Origin of the sequence: uncultured Methanobrevibacter sp. (assembly GCF_902769175.1) — an archaeon.
In the GTDB taxonomy this organism is placed as follows: Archaea; Methanobacteriota; Methanobacteria; order Methanobacteriales; family Methanobacteriaceae; genus Methanobrevibacter.
Map to the genome: position 1 here is coordinate 19748 of NZ_CACXNW010000027.1, position 23326 is coordinate 43073.

Here is a 23326-nt window from a genome sequence, read left to right on the forward strand (position 1 = left end):
ACAAAACCACACAATATAAACCCAAAAAGAAAAGGAATAAAGTGGAACCATGCATTATGTGAACTCAAAAAGCATCTTGTCCCAAAAGAATGGAATGAACCTATACAGAGGATGTACCCACGGCTGCATCTACTGCGATTCCAGAAGCAATGTCTACAATATGGACCATGCCTTTGAAGACATTGAAGTAAAGGCAAATGGACCTGAACTACTTAAAAAAGCCCTAAAATTCAAAAAGGAAAAGGTTATGATTGGAACAGGATCAATGACAGACCCATATATTCCCCTTGAGAAGAAAATAGAAAATGTGAGGGAATCATTAGAACTAATAAACAAATATGGGCATGGATTTGCCTGCATAACAAAATCTAACCTGATATTAAGGGATTTGGACTTGATCAAGGAGATTAATGAAAAGGCAAAAGCAGTTGTTCAAATGACCTTGACAACATACGATGAAGACTTATGCAAAATACTGGAGCCTAATGTATGCACTACAAAAGAAAGGGTAAAGGTTCTAAAGACACTGGACAAAAACGGCATCCCTACCGTCGTTTGGCTATGCCCTATTCTTCCATACATCAACGATACAGAAGAGAACATCAATGGAATACTTGACTATTGCATAGATTCAAATGTCAAGGGAATAATTTGCTTTGGAATGGGAATGACCTTAAGGGAAGGAAACAGAGAGTATTTCTATAGCAAACTTGATAAGCATTTCCCAGGACTTAAGGAAAAGTACATAAAGAATTTTGGAGACAGCTATGGAATAGCTAGTCCTAATAGCAATAAGCTGATGAAGATATTCTACAAAAGAACCGATGAAAACAATATAATGAACAAGCCAGATGAAATATTTGAATATCTTCATGAGTTTCCAAACAAAGACAAAACAAAACAGACTACATTGTTTTAAATAAGCTCATAATTCGATTACAAGAGTAAAAATCACCATATTTTCCACCATTTTAAAAATAATGCAAGCAAGTACTTGCTTTCAGAAATAAATTTATATGCTTTTTTATAAACTACCACTTGGTGAAAAAAATGAAGAGAATATTCGGTTTATTGATTTTTATGTCAATTCTTATAATCGGCATTTGTGCAGTTTCCGCTTCTAGTGATGGGGATGCGTTAAACGTTGAAAAAAAATGTCCATGCACTTTCCTCAGATGATGGGCAAGGAAGTTTTGAAATAGTAAAAAGCTTTAGACAAAATGGAAGGATTACTATTTTAGTATGCCTTAAAGACCCAAATGGTCAACCTTGCAGTGATAAAGATGTTGAAATCCAATATGGAGAAAAATCATCTAGACGTTCTACAGATTCTGAAGGTATTGCATTATTTGTCTTAGAGGATAACGGAGAACATGAATTCCTTTTCCATTATGAAGACGATGATTTTGAAGCTACACAAAGATTTTACCTATAATAATTGAAATTACTCATTTCAATTTTTTATTTTTCTATTTTTCTATTTTAAAAAAAAAACAACAAAACAACATTAAAAGAAACCTCTATTTTTCTATTTTAAAAAAAAAACAACAAAACAACATTAAAAGAAACCTCTATTTTTCTATTTTAAAAAAAAACAACTAAACAACATTAAAAGAAACTATTTTTAATAAAAATACCATAAAAAATAAGTTTAGTTTCCAAATCCTTAAAAAAATAAATTAGCTTCGTAAATGGCCAAAACACCATAATACGAAACTTTTATAAAATAAATTATGTTCAATAAAATGGCCCAAAAAACCATAATACGAAACTTTTCTATACAGTATTAATCTCTTCTAAAGAGGTCTCTTGTATAAACTTTTTCTACAACATCACCAAGAATATCCTGATCAAATCTGTTTGCAAGAATCACATCACTTTCACTCTTGAAACGGTCAATATCATTTACAACTTCAGAGCGGAAGAATTCGCTTCCATCATCTAATGTTGGCTCATAAATAATTATAGGAATTCCCTCTGCCTTAATTCGTTTCATAACATCCTGTATGGCAGAAGCACGGAAATTGTCACTATTGCTTTTCATGGTAAGCCTATAGACTCCAACGATTTTAGGATTCCTTGAAATGATCTGGCCAGCGATAAACTCCTTACGGACTGAATTTGAATGGACAACAGCTTCTATCATAGTCTGAGGAACATCCTTATAATTTGCCAATAGCTGCTTTGTATCCTTAGGCAAACAGTATCCTCCATAACCAAAGGATGGATTGTTGTAATGTCCGCCAATACGAGGGTCCATACAGACACCATCTATAATCATTTGAGTATCAAGGCCTTTGGTTTGAGCATATGTATCAAGCTCATTGAAATAGCTTACCCTTACAGCAAGGCAAGTGTTTGCAAAAAGCTTAATTGCCTCTGCTTCAGTTAAATGTGCCAATAAGATAGGAATATCCTGATTTTGAGAACCTGCCCTATTTTCCTCTTCCCTTGCTCCTTCCAAGAGAAGATCTGCAAACATCTGTCCTTCTTCCATTTGATCATCATCACATCCAACAACTATACGGCTTGGATGGAGATTGTCATAAAGTGCCTTTGATTCACGAAGGAATTCTGGAGAGAATATGATATTTTTTACTCCATACTTTTCACGGACAGACTCTGTATATCCAACAGGTATTGTTGACTTGATAACCATAAGAACATCCGGATTAACCTTAAGTGTAGATTCTATAGCATCCTCAACAGCAGATGTGTCAAAGAAACGATTGACATCATCATAATTTGTTGGTGTTGCTATAATGACAAGTTCAGCATCACTATATGCAGATTCCTTATCTGTAGTTGTGTGAAGATTAAGTTCCCTTTTTCCTTCACGAACTTCCTTAAAGAATCTTTCTATCTCAGCATCCTGAATAGGGCTAATGAACTGATTTAGTTTTTCTGCCTTTGATTCTGTTGTTGTAATGGCAGTGACATCATGTCTTTGAGCTAATAGAACTGCAAGTGAAAGTCCTACATATCCTACACCTGCAACGGTAATTTTCATTTTTAATTCCTCTCATTATCTAATTTTTCAAAAATAAACTTTATGAATCTAAATTATCAGTTTTTTCATAAAAATAATCCTTATGAATCTAAAACATCAGTTTTTTCATTAAAATTTTCATAAAAATAATCATTCCACATCTAAATTATCAGTTTTTTCATTAAAATAATCCTTATGCCTTCTTAAATAAAGTATAATGCATGCCAAGGATACAAGTGAGCCTATTGTCATACCAACATCTAAACCGAAATACACACCTAAAGTTCCATAATCAAATAGGAAAGCAAATAGGTAAATGAATATCAATTCAAATATTAAAGTCCTTGAAATGGTCAATAAAAGAGAATAAGTTCCTTTTCCCATTCCCTGAAATACCATAGTGGCCACTGCTCCTGCAGGAAATGCTATCACATATATTGTCAGAATCCTAATTGCAAAAACAAGAGACTCAATCAAGACTTGAGTAGATTCTGTATATGAAAAGATATAAGCGAACTGATAGGCAAATATTACAAAAATAACTCCTATGACTACAGCAATAATGGTTGAAAGCTTAATTCCATAAACCAAACTTGTCCTTAGGTTTTCATAGTTTTTACCACCAAAAGCAACTGCCACAACTGTTGAAACTGCAATTGCAATGCATGTAACTGGAGTTGTTCCAATAGCCATTACCCTCCAAACCACATTATATGTTGCCACATCCAGATTACTGGATAAAATCAGCATCCAAGAATTAATTATGATAGTTGAAGTAGCAATTGCAAGCTGTTCAAAACTTGCAGGCAAACCTACAGTTAAAATATCCTTATATACCTTGAAATTAGTTTTATAATCGCTAAGCCTTACTCCCAAATAACTGCTTCTTTTAATGAATAGCCAGTAGATGAATGGCAGCAGTGAAAAGGTTTCTGCCAACACTGTTGCAAAAGCGGCTCCCTTGATTCCCCACTCAAAGGCATAAATAAAGACTGGGTCAACAATCATGTTTATGGCTGTTGATGCCATCAGTGGGTAAGTTGCCTTTTTAATGTCTCCTTCAGCCTTAAAAACAGCTGAAAGCATAAAAGGAACAAATATTGAAAATGATCCTGCAACATAAATCATTCCATACTCCATAGACAAATCAATTACACTGGCAGCTCCAAGTGACAAGAGTATTTGCCTTAAGAAAATCAAGAGGAATGCTAGAATAACTACACTTGCAATCAAGCTTAACATAATAGAATGCAAAGCTGCATTAGAAACATTTTCATAATTTTCAACACCAATGCATCGTCCAATTAAACTATTTGCACCAGAAGCCAAACCATTTCCAATACCAATGATTATTATAGTTATAGGTGTTACAAAACCAATTGCAATCAATGAATCAACATTTAAACCGGCAATCCAAATACCATCTACAATCGTATTTAACAATAATAATAGATTGTTTAAAATAAGTGGAAAAGCTAAAGTCCTAATAGCTTTTTTAGGAAAGTTAATCATTAAATTTATATTTTCATCCATATTCTCATCTTATTTAGATATTCTTTAAATCACATTCAACTTAAAATTAAAGGAACAATCATTAAATCCAATTTAAACTTAACAATAAATGAGCAACCATCAAATCAGATTTAAGCTTAACAATAAATGAACAATCATTAAATCAAATCTTAATTGTTTTATCTTAAACATAATTCTTCCTAAATCAAATTAAAACATTTTATCCCTTAAGTAAAAATCTTCCTAAGTCAAATTAAAACATTTTATCCCTTAAGTAAAAGTCTTCCTAAATCAAATTAAAACATTTTATCCTTCAGGCAATTTTTTTAACTCAGATTTAAGCTTCTTATTTTCTTCCATCAATTCTTCATTAAGGTATTTTAATTTTTTTATCACAATTCCATAATCATAACATCTGATTCTCAATTCCAATTCCCAAAAATGAGAAGATTCCATCATATTTTCAAAAATAAATGTAGTTCTATCATCAATTAAGGAAAAATCAAGATTATTCTTTATTATATCCCCATTAAGTTCCAAATCTTTTTTCAGGCAATCAAAAAAGTATTCCTTGTACTCATCATCAATGTTAATAAACCGGTAACTGATCTTAGTGAAATTCTTAACAAACAATTTCTCCTTAACATCCTCATAATAACTGGCATCCTGAATCCTTTTAACCATCCTGTTATTGACTTCCAAACCTTCAACATGTCTTTTTGAAGTTGATGTTATGATTGAATTAGGCCTAAGGCGCCTATGATACTACCTTATCATAAAAATATATCCTATTTGCATTGAAAAAATAATCGATTGTGAAAAGGTTATCCTCAAAGATCACATCTTCATCAAAGCGTATATCCCCTATTAAATCATACTTGAAAAATTTGGTTGGCATTGTCACATCTAAGCTTGTAAAATGTTCAAGCATGTCCTTAAAGCTAAACAATTTATTTTTAAAGGAAGATGGAATCTGTTCCATTTCATTATATTCCTCTACAAAAGGTTGACTAGGGTCCTGATTGAAGCTTTGGGATTTGAAAATAATCATATCGGTTTCCTTTTCCTTGGCAATGTCATACAATTCAGTTAAAGCATTAGTATCCAAGATATCATCTGAATCCATAAAGTAAATGTATTCTCCAGTTGCCGCATCTAATCCTGCATTTCTAGCAGTTCCTACACCATTATGTTCAAGGGCAATGACAGCTATCCTATCATCCTTGCTTTCAAATTCCCTTAATAACTTTAAAGTATTGTCTTCTAATCCGTCATCTACACAAATAATCTTTTATATCCTTAAATGTCTGATTGATTATGCTGTTTACGCAATCCCCAATATAATCTTCAACATTATAAGCAGGAATTATAACAGAAATCTCTACCATTTTCATCACTCTCAACAATATTTATATATTAATTTTCATTGTATATATAATTTAAGAAGCGGATGCCATTAATAAAAACTATGCGAATTCCATCAAGATTATTTTAAAATTTAAAATGAAGAACGAAAAGTTATTTAAAAAAAGAAAAAGTATTAAAATCTATGACTATTCTAAAAAAACTAGAAATAAACTTACTTAACCGATTTAAGATTCTTAACTTCATCATTTAAATTTTCAATAATGTCCTCTAATTCATTTATCTTATTTTCATAATCATAACATCTGATTCTTAATTCCAATTCCCAAAAATGAGAAGATTCCAACATATTATTGAAAATAAATCTAGTTCTATCATCAATTAATGAAAAATCAAGACTGTTTTTAAGTTCATCTTCATTGCTTGTTAAATCCTTTTTCAAGCAGTCAAAAAAGTACTCTTTGTACTCATCATCAATGTTAATAAATCTGTAGCTGATTTTAGTGAAATTCTTAATAAACAATTTCTCCTTAACATCATCATAGTATCCTGCTTCCTTAATCCTTTTTATCATTCTCTTATTAACTTCCAATCCTTCAACATGTCTTTTTGAAGCAGAGGTTATTATTGAATTAGGCCTAAGGCGCCTATGATGCAATACATTATCATAAAAATAGACTCTATTGGCTTTAAAGAAATAGTCCATTGTGAATAAATTATCTTCAAAGATAATGTCTTCATCAAATCGCACATCTTCTATCAAATCATGCTTGAAAAGCTTATTCCATATGGTTACATCAATTCTTGTGAAATGTTCAAGCATATCCTTAAAGCTAAACAGTTTGTTTCTAAATGTAGATGGAATCTGCTCCATTTCATTATATTCTTCCACAAAAGGTTCATTTGGGTCTTGATTGAAGTTTTGGGATTTGAAAATGATCAAATCAGCTTCATTTTCCTTAGCAATGTCGTATAATTCACTTAAGGCATTAGAATCAAGGAAATCATCTGAATCTATAAAATAAATGTATTCACCAGTTGCTGCATCTATTCCAGCATTTCTAGCAGTTCCTACACCATTATTCTCTTGGTCGATGACAATTATCCTATCATCCTTGCTTTCAAATTGCCTCAATATATTTAAAGTATTGTCTTCTGATCCATCATTTATGCAAATAATCTCTAAATCCTTAAATGTCTGATTCATTATGCTGTTTAGGCAATCCCCTATATAATCTTCAACATTATAAGCAGGAATTATAACAGAAAGCTCTACCATTTTCATCACTCTCGATAAGAATATATATTTTTTTCATATGCATATATAATTTAGGAAGAGAATTTCATTCGATAAGAACTGTACAAAAATCCCCTATCATCATTTAAAAATTTAAATGGTGATGACCATAGATTATTCAAAAAAAGCATAAACCACCTATAAATCATTCGAAAATAAGAAAAATAAACAGATTATTCAAAAAAAAGAGTGTGAAAACCTATAGATTGTTCTAAAAAAAACTTAAAAATCTATAGATTATTCTTAAATGAGACTCTGAAAATCAATTGGAATCATTCTACAATGAATGAACTGGATTAATGAATAAATTTTGTTCCAAAATTGTCCACTTTGGTTTCAATGACTCTGCCGTCATAAGCATCCCACGCTTCCTTAACGCCATCAATTGAATTCTCATCTACAATAGCTACAAAAGATGATCCAGTTCCAGACAATCCTGAAGCAAGAGCACCAGCTTGAAGTGCATCCAATGCAATATTATTGTCAAATCCTAATGCATTAGCATACAAAAGCCCATTTAAGGTCAAAGCCTTGAAATACTCTTTGTTCATTGCCTTTTCAAATGCCATTTCAACAAATGGAGCAACAAGCTTCATCCTATTTACATCAGAGGACCCGCTTAATGATTCCTTATCAGGCATAAATACCAAAACATCATATTCAGGCAGTTTTTCCCTATACAAAATATTTCGCTCACCATTATCTGTTACAGTTACGCCACCAAAGAATGATGCTGTAGCATCATCAAAAGCTCCAGTAATTGTAACTCCCGCTTCAAGAGAAGCCTCAATTCCATAATTAATTATTTCCATATCAGTTAATGGCTCTAAATAAAATTCTCCTGCAATCAAAGCAGTAGTAGCCATTACAACAGCATTTGATAAGGCACTGCTTGAAGAAAGACCTGAACCTAAAGGCAAATTAGATTTTGTCGTAACTTCAATCCCTTCACCGTTTCCAAAATCCAAGCTCGGGATAATCTCATCAAAATCCAAATCACTGCCAATCTTATAATGGTCTAAAACCTTCTCCACACATAAGTTCATCAAATGAGGATCAGCTCCCAAATCAGAGGAACAGTTAACGCCACGACTAGAAAATTTAGCTTCAGCTTCAATGGCAAGACCAATTCCAAATGCTGAGCCAAAGCCAGTTGAAATCGCATTTATAATAGTGGCGGAACCTGGAGATAAAACTTTTTTGCTCAATATAATCACCTAATCAGTTAAAATTAAAATACATATAGTATTTTTTAAATCAAATAATATATAGTTAATTGAAAATCATTCAATGCCAATAGATCTTTTTAAAAGTAAAATTTATAAAATAAATATGCAAATATCTCTTCATGATAAGAAAATTTATAAAATAAATATGCAAATAGCTCTTCTTGAAAAGAAAAATTTATAAAATAAATATGCAAATAGCTCTTTTTGAAAAGAAAAATTTATAAAATGAATATAATATGAAAAAATCTTGAAAAAAGTTATTATTAAAAATAAAATTTATATTAATGTAAATAAATATATTATAATACACTGATTTTTTAAAAAAAATACATTATTTCAAAAAAATGAAAGAAAATATTGAAAATGAAAAAAGCTAAAGATGTGATACTATGAGCGAAAGAAAAATAAATTGGCTAAATATTGGAATAGGCACATTTATCATACTTGCTATAGTATTGCTTTTAGTTCTTGTTTTACCATTTGGCAATTTAGCTATTGAGCAAGACCAAATTGCAGTTATCTCAATAAGTGGAGCAGTCACATATGACTCATCCAATTCTACAAGAATATTTACAACTGCAAGCAAAATAGAAAGTGAATTGAATGAGGCAATCGCTGATAAGAATGTGAAAGCCATTGTTTTAGACATCAACAGCAAAGGCGGAAGTGAAGTGGCTTGCACTGAAATAGCTGAAGACATAAAGAATTCACCTAAGCCAGTCATTGCATATATTGGAGATAAGGGATGGGATGAAGCTTACTTGATTTCAAGCGCTTGCGATTCCATCGTAGCAAATTCAGCTTCATCTATAGGAGGAATAGGTCTTACTTATATCGATTGCGGAAAGTACTCAAATGAAAAGCTTAATGGAGTCTACAATGAGGCTTATCTAAACATAAAGAAAACAAATCAATCAAATATTGATAATCTTACAAATGGCCAAATGATGATTGATCAGGATTACACCCAATTCATTAAAAAAATAGCTGAATATAGGGATTTGAATCCAAATTACCTGTCTCAATTGGCTTATGGTAAAAAATACAATGGAAATGAAGCTAAAAACTATGGATTGATTGATGAAATTGGAAATAAAAATAATGCAATTAAATTAGCTGCATCAACATCAAATGCAACAAATTACACTGTAGTTAATTATCCTCCAGCTAAAAAAAGCTTAACAGAAACCTTAAGCGAAAACAAGATTTTCCATTTAAAGTAAAATTAGATTTACATTCAATAATTTTAAAATTTTTAAAATAAAACTTGATTATTCCCAATTTGTTTCAAGGAGGAAAATTCTTAATAAAATATAGGAATATTTATATATTAACGAACTAATAATATTAAATAATTTATAAAAGTTTTAAATAATTTGATTTTTATAAATTTCAATCATCATATTTAAAAAATATAAACAATTCTTTATTAAAAAATCAAAGGTGATAATATGGTATACAAAATAGAAGTATTTACTTCACCAACTTGCCCACATTGTCCTGGTGCTGTAAAAGTTGTTGAAGAAGCAAAAGCAAAATTAGGTGATGAAATCGATTATCAAATCCTTAGTATTGCTGATCCTGAAAACAGAGACATAGCAATTGGCTACGGAGTTACAGCAGTTCCTGCAATTGCAATCAATAATTCATTAGCATTTATTGGTGCTCCAACTCTTGCTGAATTATTAGACAGATTAGAATAATTGTTTTTACAATTTTCTAATATTTTTTTATTTTACCTATTTTTTAAACTAATCTTTTTTTAACTATTAAAACTATTTTTTTAATTGCTCTTTTTTTAACTATTTTCTAATGAAAATTTCTAATATTTTTTATTTTAACAATTTTTTAAACTAATCTTTTTTAACTCATTAAAACTATTTTTTTAATTGCTCTTTTTTTAACTATTTTCTAATGAAAAGAAACTTTTTAATCATAAAACCTATTTTTAAACAAACCAATCCAATATTTTTTATATAAAAATAAATAGAATTAACAAAATATATTATAATATTAGATTAAAATGTGTAAATCAAAAGACAAATCTAATCTTTTAATAAATCAATTAATAAGAGGTAAAAAGATGAAAATTGCAATGGTTGGACAGTTTCCACCACATATTGGAGGAGTTGGAGTTCATATACGCAACTTAGCAAATGAATTGATCAAGCAAGGCCATGAAGTATATGTTATCACATACCCTCACAAGGATATTAAGGATATTGATGGAATCCATGTTATTGGCACAAAAGGAGTTAATGTTCCAGGACTTAGAGGATTGTTCTTTGCAATAAATGCAAAAAAGGAACTTAAAAAACTGATTGAAAAGGAAGACATTGACATAATCCACGGACATTACCTTTTCCCTGCAGGATGGGCAGCAGTTAAGGCAGGAAAGTCAACAGGAACTAAAACCTATGTAACAGCACATGGATCAGACATGTTTGAAATGTATAATAATAAAGCTTACACAAGACCTCTTATTAAAAAAGTCCTTACGGATGCAGACATAGTCCTTGCAGTAAGCAATGCATTAAAGGATGAAATCATCAACACTAAAATTCCAAATATTAAAGAAAAAGTAAGATTGCACTGGAATAGTGTAGATGTCAATAAGTTTAAAACTACAAAAAATAATGAAAGTAAATTTAAAAAAGAATTGGTCCATGAATTCAACATAGCTGCAGACAAACTTATCATTTTATTTGTCGGAAATTTAATTAAAAGGAAGAATGTTGGATTGCTTCTTGAAGCTAAAAAAGAAATGAAGACAAAGGCCAATCTTGTGATTGTTGGTGATGGTCCATTAAAGGAAAGCTTAAAGGCAAAAGCTGAAAAGGAATATTTAGAGGGAAACCTTGATAATGTTTACTTTACAGGTTCCAGAACAGATATAGAAGATGTTATGCCAAGCGGTGATTTGATTGTATTGCCTTCAATCAGCGAAAGCTTTGGTCTTGTGCTCATTGAAGCATTATCTTGTGGCAAACCAGTTATTGGAAGCAATGTCGGAGGAATAAATGAAATCATTACAGAAGATGTTGGATTGTTGATTGATCCAAATGACAGCACAGATTTGGCTAATGCAATCGATAGGATATTAAATGATAAAGATTTAATGGAAAAATTCAAGTCAAATGCAAGAAACAGAGCTAAAGACTTTGGAGAAACTAAATTGCCTTATGATGAATTGAATTGAAAATCATAAAGAATGTTAAAATATAGTAAATCTATAATTTACATTCATTAAAAAATCATAAAAGATATGTAAATTGAATAAAATCAATAATATTCACCATATTAAAAAATCATAAAAAGCTAATGAAATTAAATTGAATAAAAAAATCATAAAAAGATTGTAAAATTGATTTTAACTAATAATTTTGATTTAAATTAAAAAATAACAACTGATTAACGAAATTATCATTAAATTTTAGATAATAGTTATTAATAATGAGAAATAAAAGTTAAATAAAAGTCTTAATAGAATAAATTCAACAAAAATGAATTTTTCAAAATAAAAAAAATAAAAAAAATAAAAAAAATAAAAAAAATAAAAAAAATAAAAAAAATAAAAAATAGTAAAAAAATAAGACTGGAAAGTTTGCTCAAATAACAAAATAATAAATATAACCAAAATCATATAAAGTTTAGATTTTAAAAAACAGAGGTTTTTATATGGGAGAAAAAGAATTTACTCATTTAACTGAAACTGGAGTTCACATGGTAGAAGTTGGAGCTAAGCCACAGCAAAGAAGAACTGCAGTTGCAAGTGGAAAGATCCATCTTCAAAAGGAAACAATTGAAATGATTAAAAATGCAGAAATCAAAAAGGGAAACATTTTGACAACTGCTCAAATAGCTGGAATCCAAGCTGTAAAAAAGACATCTGATATCATTCCCCTTTGCCATCCATTAAATCTCAGCGGAATCGAAATAGAGTTTGATGTAGGTGAAACTGAAATCACTGCAACATGCGAATGCAGATTAACTGGACAAACTGGAGTGGAAATGGAAGCGATTACAGGAGTTAGCGTAGCATTGCTTACCATTTGGGACATGACAAAAGCAGTTGAAAAGGATGACGATGGACAATATCCAGATACTAAAATTTCTGACATTGTTGTGCTTAAAAAAGAGAAGATATGATAAAACTTTTCATTTGCTCTATGAAAATTGAGGTTTTACATTAAAAACAAATAACTTTTCATTTGCTCTATGAAAATTGAGGTTTTACATTAAAAACAAATAGGTTTTACATTAAAAACAAATAACTTTTCATTTGCTCTATGAAAATTGAGATTTTATATAAACAACAAATATTATATAAAAATTATTTTAACAAGTTTTTAAAAGAATATGAATTGAAATAATTTTAATTTTTATAAACAAATAAGAAAGACTGATTATTATGGAAAACATCCCAGAAAACATTAAAACAATAATAAATGGTTGCTACCCCTACATTGAAGAGTTTAATCCTGCCCAAAAAGCAGTGATTGAATCAGGATACTTGGAAAACAATAGGAATACGGTTATTGCAATTCCTACAGCAAGTGGTAAAACTGTACTTGGGATAATGGCAGCCCTTAAGGCAATATTAGATGATGGAAAAGCCGTTTATGCTGCACCTCTCATTTCTATTCAGAATGAAAAGGTAAAGGAGTTTAAGAAATTTGAGGAATATGGAATCAAGGTTGGAAAGCATCCTTCCTCTTCAGATTTATCAGTTATGGTTTTTGAATCATTTGATGCATTGACAAGATTTTCATGGGATGTTTTAAGAGAAGTCGATACAATCATCATTGATGAATTCCATATGATTGGTGAGTTTTCAAGAGGTCCTACAATAGAATGTGCAATTACAAGGGCAAATATAATCAATCCTTCATTAAGAATCATTGCATTATCTGCAACACTTGAAAATATGGAAGAGATTGAAAGCTGGCTTGATGCAACGGTAGTGGAACATGACTACAGGCCAGTTCCATTGAACAAGGATGTTTTGGATACTGAAATGTTCAATACCAAAAACAAGAATGATGTAGTTGTAAAGGTTATTGAAAAGGCAATTGCAGATGATGCCCAAGCATTAAGCTTCGTTTCAACAAGAAGATTTACAGAAAGCCTTGCAAGCTATGTTGCTGGAAAGCTTAAAAAGAAAACAAGTGCAGAACAGAAACAGCGCTTTAAGGAAGTTGCAGATAAATTGCTTGAAGTTCCTGAGAAAAAAGGATCAAGGCCAACTTCAACTTGTCTCAAATTATCTGAAAGCTGTGAAAATGGTGCTGTTTTCCACCATGCAGGTCTTTTCAGCGAGCAAAAGGAAATCATTGAGGAAGAGTTTAGAAATGGAAACATTCTAATGATTGCTGCTACACCAAGCTTAATGTATGGAGTTAACCTTCCATCAAAATATGTTGTCATTAGGGACTACACCAGATGGACTTCACAAGGTCCTCAGGCAATTCCTGTTTTTGACTATGAACAGATGTCAGGTAGGGCAGGAAGGCCGCAATATGATGATACAGGATACTCTTACCTGGTTGCAAAATCTATGGAAGAGTCTCTCACACTTGAAGAGCGCTACATCAATGGACATGTAGAGCCAACCAATTCAAAACTTATTGAAAACAAGGATGCTGTATATAAGCAAATCATTGCACAAGTGGCATCCACTCTCTCAAAAACCCCTGAAGAGCTGTTGGATTTCTTCAATAAAACATTTTACGGATATCAAATGACCAATTCATCTATGAGCTTCTTTACAGAGGAAGGATTGAAATTTGAAATCCAAAACGCTTTGGAATTCCTGCTTCAAAACCAGATTGTGCAAGCTACACCAAGCGGATTGAAAACAACTGCATTTGGTAATCTGATAGCAAGGTCCAATTACAGCGTTGAAACAGCAGTTAAGATTAAAGAGTATGCAAACAATATTGATGAATTTAATCCTGAAGAGCTTATTTATCACTTGTCTCAAACAGCAGATATGCCTCTTATCTCATTTAAAGGCAGAAAGTCTAAAGACCCTGTTCGTGAAAAGCTTTCAAATTATGGTCTTTTTGCCATTGATATTGGAAATCCTGAAGCTACTGCTGTGTCATTGATTGAATGGATAAATGAAAGAACAGAATACCAAATAGAAAATGCATATCATGTTTACTCTTCATCTACAAGACGTTCAGCATATGAAGCTTCATTGCTTGTCAGATTTACAAAAAACACATTGGAAGTTCTTGGAAAATATGCATATTCCAAGGATTTGGATTTCTTGTCTGCAAGACTTTACTATGGTGTAAAAGAAGACATTATCCCACTTGTAATTGACGTAAAACGTTTAGGAAGACGTCGTGCAAGAGCATTAGTCAAGGTATTCGGTGAAGACTTAAGACCATACTCTGAAAAAGAGCTTCAAAAAGTTGAAGGAATCGGTCCAAAATTAGCTGAAAGCATTAAAAAATTCACAGATAATTATTAATTTCATTTTTTTTAATTATCTGTTTTCTATTTTTTTTAAAAAACAAATTTTTCATAAGAATAAAACTATTTTAAAATAATAATAACCCTAATTTTAAAAAAGACAATATTTTCAAAAGAATAAACTATTTTAAAATAATAATAACCCTAATTTTAAAAAAGAGAATATTTTCATAAGAATTAACAATTATTAAAGATTAAACATCTTATCTGATTAAAATAAAAACTATTTTTAAAAAAAGATCAATGAAAATAAATTAATAAATAAAATAATCTAAAAAAAAGACTAAAAACGAATAATAAAAAAAGTTAAAATTTAAAGAAAGGGGAGAATTAACCTCCACCTTCACATCCTTGAATATCGTTTAAGTTAGCATTAAGTTCGTCGTAACCTTCCTTAATGTCTTTAACTTTTTCAAGAGTGTCTTTATCGATACTTTCAACACCGATGATGTCTTTTTCATTGACAACTTCTAAAGAGTCGGCTGCATACCATAATGCAGGATCATCTAATTTAACCCATTGTTGGTTGTCTTCTTCCTTTAAGTCAACAACTTTGCTTACGGTACCAGTGCCTGTGTATCTTATAAAAGCGCCAACATCAATGGTTTCTCCTCTAATATCACAGAAACTCATAATATCACCTATAAGTTACAAGAAACTTAGTATGAAAAAAATAGATAAATCTAATTATTTTAAAAAAACAATCAGATAATCTATTCTAAGAAATTTTAAATTTATTCAATTTTTACTTCAGCAGCTTCTTCTTCAGCCTCTTCGGCTTCTTCTTCAGCAGCTTCTTCAACTTCAACTTCTTCTTCAGTTTCTTCTACTTCTTCAGCTTTTGCTGCTTCTGCTGCTTCTTTTTCTGCTTTTGCAGCTTTTTTAGCTTTTTCAGCAACTTCAATTGCAGCTTGTTTGTCGATTTCTTTATTTAATAAAACATAATCTCCAATGCTTTTTACATCTTCAAAATCAACTTCGATTTTGTCTGAAGAAATAAAGTTTTTCTTAAGGATAATAGTTATATTGTTGATTACTCCTTCTTCTGGATTAAAATCAACATCATCAATTTTACCTACTTCATTTGCATTAGCATCTAAAGCCATCATACCTAATAATTGTTTAATTCTCATTTTATTACCTCAATTATTATTTTTTTATGAAATCATGCTAAATCCAGAAAAAACATTAGTTTTATTAATGTCAAAATAAAAATAAATTATAAAAATTCTTTTAACATAATTTCAATTATTTAAAAATATGAATTGATAATTATATAAACTTATCTAAAATTTTTCATAAAGCTAAAAAATTATGAAAATTGTAAATATTCTAATTTTTCATATTTTAAAATAAAGTCTATGAAAATAATTTAATATTTTAAAAACAAATACTAATATATATTTTAAAAATATTGTAAATCAAAATCTAAGGCCAAAAAACACAAAGACAAAAAAAATAAAGCAAAATAAAAATTAAGGCCAAAAAACACAAAGACAAAAAAAATAAAGCAAAATAAAAATTAAGGCCAAAAAACACAAAGACAAAAAAATAAAGCAAAATAAAAATTAAGGCCAAAAAACACAAAGACAAAAAATTATGAAAGAAGAGTTTATGGCTAATAATCATTGATCATAAGGTGAATTTAATGGACGAAGCATGTCGAATAATCATAGAGGATATCATAAATGGAAAAATAACTACACGACGTGAGCTTGAAGTAGAGAAAAGACAGTTATGTAGAGATAGAAATTTGAAGAAATTTATGAGCAATTCAGTTATCCTAGAACATGCAAGTCTTGAAGAAAAGAAGATTGTCTCTAACTTATTGAAAAAGAAACCAACCAGAACAATTTCTGGTGTTGCTATAGTTGCAGTGATGTGCCATCCACACCAATGCCCTCATGGAAGATGCTATTATTGTCCTGAAAGTGATATTGCACCTCCAAGCTATACTGGTGAGGAACCTGCAGCACTCAGAGGCAGAATGTTTAAGTTTCATCCATATGTTCAATGCTACAACAGATTAAAGCAATTGCATAAGGTTGGACACCCTATTGACAAGGTTGAGCTTATCATTATGGGAGGAACATTCCCTTCCAAAGACATTTGCTATCAGGAATGGTTTGTTTCACAATGCTTAAAGGTAATGAGCGATTTTGGAGTTATTCTTTCAAACATCAGAGAGATTGATGACATCGAAACATTCAATAAGGAAGACCTTTTGAAATATCCTCCATACAGCGACCATGCCTTAAAGACATATCCTCCAAATGATTATGTCTTGATAGAAGACATTCAAAGAATAAATGAAAGTTCTAAGGTAAGATGCATTGGAATGACCTTTGAAACAAGACCGGACTACTGTAAAGAGCCTCATGTTGATAGAATGCTGAAGATGGGAGTCACCCGTGTTGAATTAGGTGTTCAAACCATTCATAACCACATCTATGAAAAGATAAAAAGAGGCCATACTGTTGAGGATGTCATTGAAGCAAATAGAATCCTTAGGGATTCTGGCGTAAAGGTGGCTATGCACATGATGCCTGGGCTTTTCCCACTTGAAAGGGACGAACCTAGAATTGAGCAATGCCCAAAGAAAGACTTGGAAATGTTTAAAACCATTTTTACAAATGACAACTTCAAGCCAGATATGCTAAAGATCTATCCTTGTCTTGTAACTGACGGCAGCGAACTTCACGACTTATGGAAAGAAGGAAAATACAGACCATACAGCGATGAAGAAGCTGTAGACCTGATAGTCCAAATCAAAAAGATTTTGCCTAAATGGGTAAGAACCATGAGAATCCAAAGGGATATACCTTCAACATTGATTGAAGATGGAGTGAAAAAATCCAATTTAGGAGAATTGGTTTACAATCGTCTTGAAGAGGAGAAAATCAATTGCCAATGCATAAGATGCAGAGAGATAGGTCATAAAAAGACAAAAGAAGAATATACCATTGATGATTATCAATTATTTGAAGAGGATTATATTGCTACAAATGGAAAAGAGCATTTCCTATCCATTGAAGACAAGAATGAGGAAAGCCTTGCAGGATTCCTAAGATTAAGAATGCCATCACCAGAAGCTCATAGAGAAGAGATTGATGAGAAAACAGCAATTGTACGTGAGCTTCATGTTTATGGAAATATGATTAAGATTGGTCAAAAGGGCAATAATATCGGTCAGCATACAGGATTTGGTGAAAAATTACTTAAGCGTGCTGAAGAGATAAGCATTGATCAAAACAAGGAAGAGCTTTTGATTATCAGTGGGATTGGAGCTAGAAACTATTACCGTAAATTTGGATATGAACGTAAAGGTCCATATATGGCTAAAAAATTAATCTAATAAATAATTGCAAAAAAATACTTTAAAATAAATAAAAGATTAATCCAAAAAAATAATTGCATAAAAAAATAACTTAAAAATAACTAAAAAACTAATACAAAAAATAGCTTTGAGATTGTTTTATATATTTTTTAAAAAAATATGAAACAATCAAACAAGACAAAAGTATTATATAGTTTGAAGTTAAACTAACTATTATATACATATAAAACTAATGTTAATGATGTATTAAAATTGCATTGAACTTAAAAATCATGTTTATTGGAGATTAAAATTTAATCTGAAAATAAATTAGATATTGGAGATAAAAATTTATTAAAGAATAAATTAAAATTATTGGAGATTATGATTAATAAATCGCTTTAAAAATAGGGAGATGAACAAAATGATTAATAAAGCTGAAAAACTTGCGCAAGCTATTGAATTCACTCACTTAGATAACACTGCAACAGTAGATGAGATGAAAGCATTTTTCGAAAAGGCTAAAGAATATCCTTTCTACTCAGTTGTTGTTTTACCACACTATGTTAAATTAGCAAAAGAAGAATTGAAAGACACAGACATGAAAGTCGTAACTGTTGTTGACTTCCCATTAGGTGCTGGGAACACTGAAGGAAAAGTAGCTGAAGCAAAAGCTGCAATTGCAGATGGTGCAGATGAAATTGATATGATGGCAAACATTCCTTCAATTAAAAACCGTGACTTTGAATATGTTAAAAACGACATCAAAGCAGTTAAGGAAGCTATAGGAGACCATATCCTTAAAGTGATTATCGAAAACCCACTACTTAATGAAGATGAAATGGCTGGAGCTTCCAGAATGTGTGAAGAAGGTGGAGCAGACTATGTAAAAACTTCCAGCGGATTCAATGGAAAACAACAATTCTATTCTTTGATGGAAAGTTTAAGAATCATGAAAAAGAATGCACCTCATCTTGAAATGAAAGCTGCAGGTGGAATTAACAATTACAAATTGGCAAATAATGTATTGGCTGCTGGAGTAACTAAAATTGGAACCTCTTCAGGACATATCATTATGGATCAACTAAATCATGTTTTAGAAAATCAGAAAACTGATCCTAATCAAAAAACTGGTCCAAGACTTATTTAAATAAATTTTTAATAATTTATTTAAATTCTTTTTTTCTTTTTTTAATAAATTTTTAAATTTTTTAACATTTTAAAAACAGTAGATTTATTGTGTATTCTTTCCGATTAAAATTTCAAGGATTATAATACCATCAATAGAACAATTCGTAAAGGATAAAACTAAATTATAATGCATAAAAAAAGTGGAGATAAACTCCACTAGCAGGAAAAAATCAATCTCAAAAATGAGATTGACACACGAGTATTTAATTAAATATTGTTTTTTTTTTAATATTTAAATATTCTTGTTAATATTTTAAGGCAAAATTAAAAATGGGATAATTTAAATTACTTTAATTTATTCCTATAAAAATTTAATTAATTTTTATACAAACTGTAATATGAATTCTATTTAATAAACTAAAAATTTTGAACAGTTTTAAAATTTCATCCACCATAGAACCACCTCCTGTTTTTAGTCAGGAGATACTCGTGTTTTCCCCCTGCTGAAAAAATTCGTAGTTCTAAATAAACTACCCAATTTTAGAATTGCCCAATAATAGTTTATAAATTAGATTTTATTAATTTAACTATTTTTTTAGTTTAATTTTTCATTTTAAAAGCAATTTAATAATTTAAAAGTAAAATAACAACATTAATCAAATATTTTAAAAATAATGAAAAAATAGTTTTTATTAAAACGAACTAAATATTCTTAGATAAAAAAAATGCCGTAGGCCGGACTTGAACCAGCGACATCCAGATCTTCAGTCTGGCGTTCTCCCAACTGAACTACTACGGCAAATGGACCGAACGAGATTCGAACTCGCCATGTCAAGGCGGTATCATACCCCTAGACCACCGGTCCCTCTTACTCATAAAAGTATGTTAATAATTATATATAAATGTTTCTAAATTTAGAATTTTTTGAAATTAGAATTTAAGAATTTCAAACAAAATACCACTTTTTAAAAACAAAATTTTTTAAAAACCGATGCCCGGAAATTCGTACTTAATATAATATACATATTAAGATTTGTAAATTATCACATATAAACCTAATGGAAAAATTTTACAAAAAAGTACAAAATTCTGAAATAAATGCTTTTAAAAAAAGATAAAATTTGAAAAAAAAATAATTGGCCAATAGTTAACAGTTAAAAACTTTAGATAACAAAATTATTTAATTGCTAATTTGATATCTTCAGCTTTTACGGTTTTTCTACCAGCGTGGCGTGCGAAGTTAACTGCTTTTTTAGCTAATTCGTCACCTTTTTCTTCAAGAGCTTCAGCTAATGCAACTTTTGCATCATCACTAATTCTTTGTGCGCCAGCATTTTTTAAGATACGACCGACAGGTGCGATTGGTAATTCACTCATATTTTCACCTCCAATTGAAAGTGTGTTCTACCTAGTATATAAATGTTTTGTTTTTTTAAGGCCATTAAATCACTTATTATTCAAAAAATAGTTGTAAAAATATAGATTTTTTAATAATGAGAAATATTAAAACTAATTAAAAAAATTTAATAAAAAATATATGAAAAAAAGGTATTTAAAAGCCATAGAACTCTTAAAAAATAAACCTTTTAAAAACTCTTAATTCTTTAAATAAATAGCCAAATATCTTTATTTTATTAAATAAATAACAAATAGTCTTTAAAAAAAGCAAAGAAAGAAAATTTTCTTTAAAAGGTAAATAAAATATAAATTAGTCTTTAAAACAAAAATACAAGATAATTTAAAAGTTATTTAAAAAAATAACTAATTTTAAAAGAGTTTTTTATCTAAATTTTCTAAGAATTTTCTAAATTAGAAAATAATGAAAATATTAGTGTAAAAGTAATAATAATTAGAAAAAATTCCTTAAAAAAATAATTAAAGTATTCATGATTTCATAAAAGGAAAAATAGAAAAAAATAAAAGAATAAAAAAATTAGATTTTATGACCAATCAAATAAGTTCCAGTTGTCTCATCAATATGAACTTTAATAAACTCACCTAATTCAACATTCTGAACCACTACTGGAATATAGGAATCGGTTTTTGAATAAAAGAATAAGAAAAGAATAAAAAATTAGATCTTATGACCAATCAGATAAGTTCCGGTTGTCTCATCAATATGAACCTTGATAAACTCACCTAATTCGACATCCTGAACAACTACTGGAATATATGAATCGGTTTTTGCAATGAAACCACCTTTGGAACCTTTACCAACAACCAATGCATTTAATTCCTTACCCTTTAGGCATTTGTTTTCCTCTTCAATAATTCCAAATTTAATATCGGATAAAATTTTAGATCTTCTTTTCATATCCTCAAATGGAATATTTGGAAGAGCAGATGAACTTGCACCTTCCCTATGCTGATACTTGGATAAATGAATCAGATTGAATTTGATCTCTTCAATCAAGTCTGCAGTCATCAAAAAGTCCTCTTCGGTTTCTGTAGGATAACCTATAATGATATCTGTAGCCAATGTAAGGTTTGGGATTTCCTCCTTAAACCTATAAACAATTTTCTTATAATCTTCAACAGTGTGATTCCTTCTCATATGCTTCAAGACTGCATCACTTCCAGATTGAATAGGCAAATGGATGAAATTGTATACCTTTTCCATCTTAAATGCATCAATTAGATTCTCAAGGTCATTTCCTATGTTTTTAGGGTGCATCATTCCAACACGAACTTTAAAGTCACCATCTAAACCAGCCACTTCCTTAATCAAGTCAGATAGCTTTTCACCAGTGTCCTTTCCAAATGCAGAAGTGTCTTGAGCTGTAAGCTCAATTTCTACGCAACCATCTTCAATAGCTTGTTTTGCTTCCTTTACAATATCCTCAATCGGATAACTGTTTAGATGGCCCCTTGCAAAGCGAGTGCAACAGTAACTGCAGGAACCTAAGCAACCTTCACATATTTGGATAACATGAACATATGGGTCCTGACGTATTTTAGGAACACAAACTTTAGGCTCATCTGAAAAGCCAAACTCTCTGGAAACTTCCCCACCAATAGCTGACTTGACAACATCAGCAGTCTTGTTCAATTGGTGAGGACCAATCCAAGAGCAGTTCGGTCCAATTGCATCAAGCTTTTTAGGATCCACTTCAACCATACATCCTGCAACAATGATTTCCTTATCTGGAAATTCCTCTTGAAGCTTTTTGATTCTATTTATCACCTTGCTTTCAGTAGGCAATTTTACATAACAGGTGTTTACGATGATTGCATCAGCTTCCTCTTGATTATCTACAATATCAATGGAATTGGCATTTAAAATACCTGCCATAATTTCAGAATCAGCTTGATTGAATGTGCATCCGTAAGTTTCTATAAATACTTTCATATTATCCTCTAAAAATAAAAATAGATTATATTGGGATTGAATCTACAATCCCAATTGAAAATTTTAAATGTTTAATTAATTTTTATGTTTATTCAAAGGTTTTGCCTGAACAATGAATTTAGTTAAATCATAATCGTAATGATTGAACTTTACAGGTTTTGCATAAACTCTCTTAATGACTCTTGCCTTAGCATAACCTTTAGTTGTTTTTCTCTCTTCAGTCTTGATTACATGAACTCTTGCAATATACTTGTCAATCTTTAGAATATCATCAACAGCTATCTTGAAGTCACGTTCAGTTTCACATTTGAATGAAGCGACTTTTCCATGCAAGTCTATTGAAACTCCAAAACGTGCAGGAATCTCTTCAGATGATGCCCAGATGGTCTTGACATCTTTTGCAACAGCTTTCTTAACTCTTTTTTCTCCTTCAAGCTCTAAGGAAGTGATTTTCACTTTTCCAAGCTCGGACATTAAGAAATCCCCAACAGCAAGTTGTTCATCAGGGAATAAGTCAATGACTATCTTATGAGTATCTTCATGTTCACTAATGATTAATCTGAATGGTTTTGGGTTATCCTGAGAAATTCTTTCATTATAAACAAATCCGCATTCATCACATTTCAATAGGAATTCTCTAATTTCCTTATTTTTG

The 23326-nt window shown here is 30.4% G+C and carries 23 protein-coding genes and 2 tRNA genes; 10 read left to right on the forward strand and 15 right to left on the reverse strand.

Going from position 1 to position 23326, the window contains the following annotated elements; genetic code table 11:
- Positions 1-49: 49 nt before the first annotated feature.
- From QZV12_RS10035 to QZV12_RS10045, 3 genes are all read left to right on the forward strand, one after another.
- Complete coding sequence (locus QZV12_RS10035; protein ID WP_295621153.1) at positions 50-919, forward strand: radical SAM protein; 870 nt, start codon at positions 50-52, stop codon at positions 917-919.
- 131 nt (positions 920-1050) lie between these two features.
- Complete coding sequence (locus QZV12_RS10040) at positions 1051-1179, forward strand: hypothetical protein (protein ID WP_295621156.1); 129 nt, start codon at positions 1051-1053, stop codon at positions 1177-1179.
- A complete protein-coding gene (locus QZV12_RS10045) occupies positions 1145-1435 on the forward strand; it encodes a hypothetical protein (RefSeq protein WP_295621159.1) in 291 nt (96 codons plus the stop codon). Before QZV12_RS10040 ends, QZV12_RS10045 begins: the two co-directional genes overlap by 35 nt.
- Before the next feature lie 351 nt (positions 1436-1786).
- Here QZV12_RS10045 and QZV12_RS10050 read toward each other — a convergent pair whose 3' ends face one another.
- The 7 genes from QZV12_RS10050 to QZV12_RS10080 form a co-directional block, all read right to left on the reverse strand.
- Complete coding sequence (locus QZV12_RS10050) at positions 1787-3010, reverse strand: nucleotide sugar dehydrogenase (RefSeq protein ID WP_295621162.1); 1224 nt, start codon at positions 3008-3010, stop codon at positions 1787-1789.
- A gap of 129 nt (positions 3011-3139) precedes the next feature.
- Positions 3140-4522 carry an MATE family efflux transporter gene (locus QZV12_RS10055; RefSeq protein ID WP_295621165.1) on the reverse strand — a complete coding sequence of 461 codons (1383 nt, stop codon included), beginning with the start codon at positions 4520-4522 and terminating at the stop codon, positions 3140-3142.
- 285 nt (positions 4523-4807) lie between these two features.
- On the reverse strand, positions 4808-5185 hold the full coding sequence (locus tag QZV12_RS10060) for a hypothetical protein (RefSeq protein WP_295621168.1): 378 nt from the start codon (positions 5183-5185) through the stop codon (positions 4808-4810).
- 73 nt (positions 5186-5258) lie between these two features.
- Complete coding sequence (locus tag QZV12_RS10065) at positions 5259-5789, reverse strand: glycosyltransferase family 2 protein (protein WP_366925560.1); 531 nt, start codon at positions 5787-5789, stop codon at positions 5259-5261.
- Entirely contained in the window at positions 5773-5889 is a 117-nt protein-coding gene (locus tag QZV12_RS10070) for a glycosyltransferase family A protein (protein WP_295621172.1), read from the reverse strand. Before QZV12_RS10070 ends, QZV12_RS10065 begins: the two co-directional genes overlap by 17 nt.
- 191 nt (positions 5890-6080) lie before the next feature.
- A complete protein-coding gene (locus QZV12_RS10075) occupies positions 6081-7145 on the reverse strand; it encodes a glycosyltransferase family 2 protein (protein ID WP_295621175.1) in 1065 nt (354 codons plus the stop codon).
- Between the two features lie 314 nt (positions 7146-7459).
- Positions 7460-8371 carry a shikimate kinase gene (locus QZV12_RS10080; RefSeq protein ID WP_295621178.1) on the reverse strand — a complete coding sequence of 304 codons (912 nt, stop codon included), beginning with the start codon at positions 8369-8371 and terminating at the stop codon, positions 7460-7462.
- A 410-nt stretch (positions 8372-8781) separates the two neighbouring features.
- On the opposite strand from QZV12_RS10080, the gene QZV12_RS10085 reads away from it, so the two are divergent.
- From QZV12_RS10085 to QZV12_RS10105, 5 genes are all read left to right on the forward strand, one after another.
- Positions 8782-9615, forward strand: coding sequence for a S49 family peptidase (locus QZV12_RS10085; protein ID WP_295621181.1), 834 nt, complete (start codon positions 8782-8784; stop codon positions 9613-9615).
- Positions 9616-9843: 228 nt separating this feature from the next.
- Positions 9844-10095 carry a thioredoxin family protein gene (locus QZV12_RS10090; protein ID WP_295621184.1) on the forward strand — a complete coding sequence of 84 codons (252 nt, stop codon included), beginning with the start codon at positions 9844-9846 and terminating at the stop codon, positions 10093-10095.
- A 380-nt stretch (positions 10096-10475) separates the two neighbouring features.
- A complete protein-coding gene (locus QZV12_RS10095) occupies positions 10476-11591 on the forward strand; it encodes a glycosyltransferase family 4 protein (protein WP_295621187.1) in 1116 nt (371 codons plus the stop codon).
- Between the two features lie 479 nt (positions 11592-12070).
- Positions 12071-12541 carry a cyclic pyranopterin monophosphate synthase MoaC gene (moaC, locus tag QZV12_RS10100; protein WP_295621190.1) on the forward strand — a complete coding sequence of 157 codons (471 nt, stop codon included), beginning with the start codon at positions 12071-12073 and terminating at the stop codon, positions 12539-12541.
- A gap of 253 nt (positions 12542-12794) precedes the next feature.
- On the forward strand, positions 12795-14873 hold the full coding sequence (locus QZV12_RS10105) for a DEAD/DEAH box helicase (RefSeq protein ID WP_295621217.1): 2079 nt from the start codon (positions 12795-12797) through the stop codon (positions 14871-14873).
- Between the two features lie 332 nt (positions 14874-15205).
- Here the strand turns inward: QZV12_RS10105 and QZV12_RS10110 are convergent, their stop codons facing one another.
- A complete protein-coding gene (locus QZV12_RS10110; RefSeq protein WP_295621193.1) occupies positions 15206-15508 on the reverse strand; it encodes a DUF2098 domain-containing protein in 303 nt (100 codons plus the stop codon).
- A gap of 101 nt (positions 15509-15609) precedes the next feature.
- Entirely contained in the window at positions 15610-16008 is a 399-nt protein-coding gene (locus QZV12_RS10115) for a PRC-barrel domain-containing protein (RefSeq protein ID WP_295621196.1), read from the reverse strand.
- Positions 16009-16523: 515 nt separating this feature from the next.
- On the opposite strand from QZV12_RS10115, the gene QZV12_RS10120 reads away from it, so the two are divergent.
- Positions 16524-18230, forward strand: a complete 1707-nt coding sequence (locus tag QZV12_RS10120; RefSeq protein WP_295621199.1) for a tRNA uridine(34) 5-carboxymethylaminomethyl modification radical SAM/GNAT enzyme Elp3 — start codon at positions 16524-16526, stop codon at positions 18228-18230.
- 385 nt (positions 18231-18615) lie between these two features.
- Entirely contained in the window at positions 18616-19341 is a 726-nt protein-coding gene (deoC, locus tag QZV12_RS10125; protein WP_295621202.1) for a deoxyribose-phosphate aldolase, read from the forward strand.
- A gap of 707 nt (positions 19342-20048) precedes the next feature.
- Here deoC and QZV12_RS10130 read toward each other — a convergent pair.
- From QZV12_RS10130 to QZV12_RS10150, 6 genes are all read right to left on the reverse strand, one after another.
- Positions 20049-20121, reverse strand: a tRNA-Phe gene (locus tag QZV12_RS10130).
- 3 nt (positions 20122-20124) lie between these two features.
- Positions 20125-20187: transfer RNA gene (locus tag QZV12_RS10135), tRNA-OTHER, on the reverse strand.
- A gap of 311 nt (positions 20188-20498) precedes the next feature.
- Positions 20499-20699 carry a histone family protein gene (locus QZV12_RS10140; RefSeq protein WP_012956484.1) on the reverse strand — a complete coding sequence of 67 codons (201 nt, stop codon included), beginning with the start codon at positions 20697-20699 and terminating at the stop codon, positions 20499-20501.
- Positions 20700-21255: 556 nt separating this feature from the next.
- On the reverse strand, positions 21256-21390 hold the full coding sequence (locus QZV12_RS13715; RefSeq protein WP_366925561.1) for a TRAM domain-containing protein: 135 nt from the start codon (positions 21388-21390) through the stop codon (positions 21256-21258).
- A 6-nt stretch (positions 21391-21396) separates the two neighbouring features.
- Complete coding sequence (locus QZV12_RS10145) at positions 21397-22671, reverse strand: tRNA (N(6)-L-threonylcarbamoyladenosine(37)-C(2))-methylthiotransferase (protein WP_295621205.1); 1275 nt, start codon at positions 22669-22671, stop codon at positions 21397-21399.
- Positions 22672-22746: 75 nt separating this feature from the next.
- Positions 22747-23326 (reverse strand): HVO_0476 family zinc finger protein (locus QZV12_RS10150; protein ID WP_295621208.1); only part of this gene is annotated, 580 nt, incomplete at its 5' end.

Coding starts and splice junctions, on each gene's coding strand:
- QZV12_RS10090 (WP_295621184.1), top strand. CDS start 9,844: ATGGTATACAAAATAGAAGTATTTACTTCACCAACTTGCCCACATTGT.
- deoC (WP_295621202.1), top strand. CDS start 18,616: ATGATTAATAAAGCTGAAAAACTTGCGCAAGCTATTGAATTCACTCAC.
- QZV12_RS10055 (WP_295621165.1), bottom strand. CDS start 4,522: ATGGATGAAAATATAAATTTAATGATTAACTTTCCTAAAAAAGCTATT.
- QZV12_RS10145 (WP_295621205.1), bottom strand. CDS start 22,671: ATGAAAGTATTTATAGAAACTTACGGATGCACATTCAATCAAGCTGAT.
- QZV12_RS10035 (WP_295621153.1), top strand. CDS start 50: ATGCATTATGTGAACTCAAAAAGCATCTTGTCCCAAAAGAATGGAATG.
- QZV12_RS10110 (WP_295621193.1), bottom strand. CDS start 15,508: ATGAGTTTCTGTGATATTAGAGGAGAAACCATTGATGTTGGCGCTTTT.
- QZV12_RS10040 (WP_295621156.1), top strand. CDS start 1,051: ATGAAGAGAATATTCGGTTTATTGATTTTTATGTCAATTCTTATAATC.
- QZV12_RS10070 (WP_295621172.1), bottom strand. CDS start 5,889: ATGGTAGAGATTTCTGTTATAATTCCTGCTTATAATGTTGAAGATTAT.
- QZV12_RS10095 (WP_295621187.1), top strand. CDS start 10,476: ATGAAAATTGCAATGGTTGGACAGTTTCCACCACATATTGGAGGAGTT.
- QZV12_RS10075 (WP_295621175.1), bottom strand. CDS start 7,145: ATGGTAGAGCTTTCTGTTATAATTCCTGCTTATAATGTTGAAGATTAT.
- QZV12_RS10115 (WP_295621196.1), bottom strand. CDS start 16,008: ATGAGAATTAAACAATTATTAGGTATGATGGCTTTAGATGCTAATGCA.
- QZV12_RS10085 (WP_295621181.1), top strand. CDS start 8,782: ATGAGCGAAAGAAAAATAAATTGGCTAAATATTGGAATAGGCACATTT.
- QZV12_RS10050 (WP_295621162.1), bottom strand. CDS start 3,010: ATGAAAATTACCGTTGCAGGTGTAGGATATGTAGGACTTTCACTTGCA.
- QZV12_RS10120 (WP_295621199.1), top strand. CDS start 16,524: ATGGACGAAGCATGTCGAATAATCATAGAGGATATCATAAATGGAAAA.
- QZV12_RS10060 (WP_295621168.1), bottom strand. CDS start 5,185: ATGGTTAAAAGGATTCAGGATGCCAGTTATTATGAGGATGTTAAGGAG.
- QZV12_RS10140 (WP_012956484.1), bottom strand. CDS start 20,699: ATGAGTGAATTACCAATCGCACCTGTCGGTCGTATCTTAAAAAATGCT.
- moaC (WP_295621190.1), top strand. CDS start 12,071: ATGGGAGAAAAAGAATTTACTCATTTAACTGAAACTGGAGTTCACATG.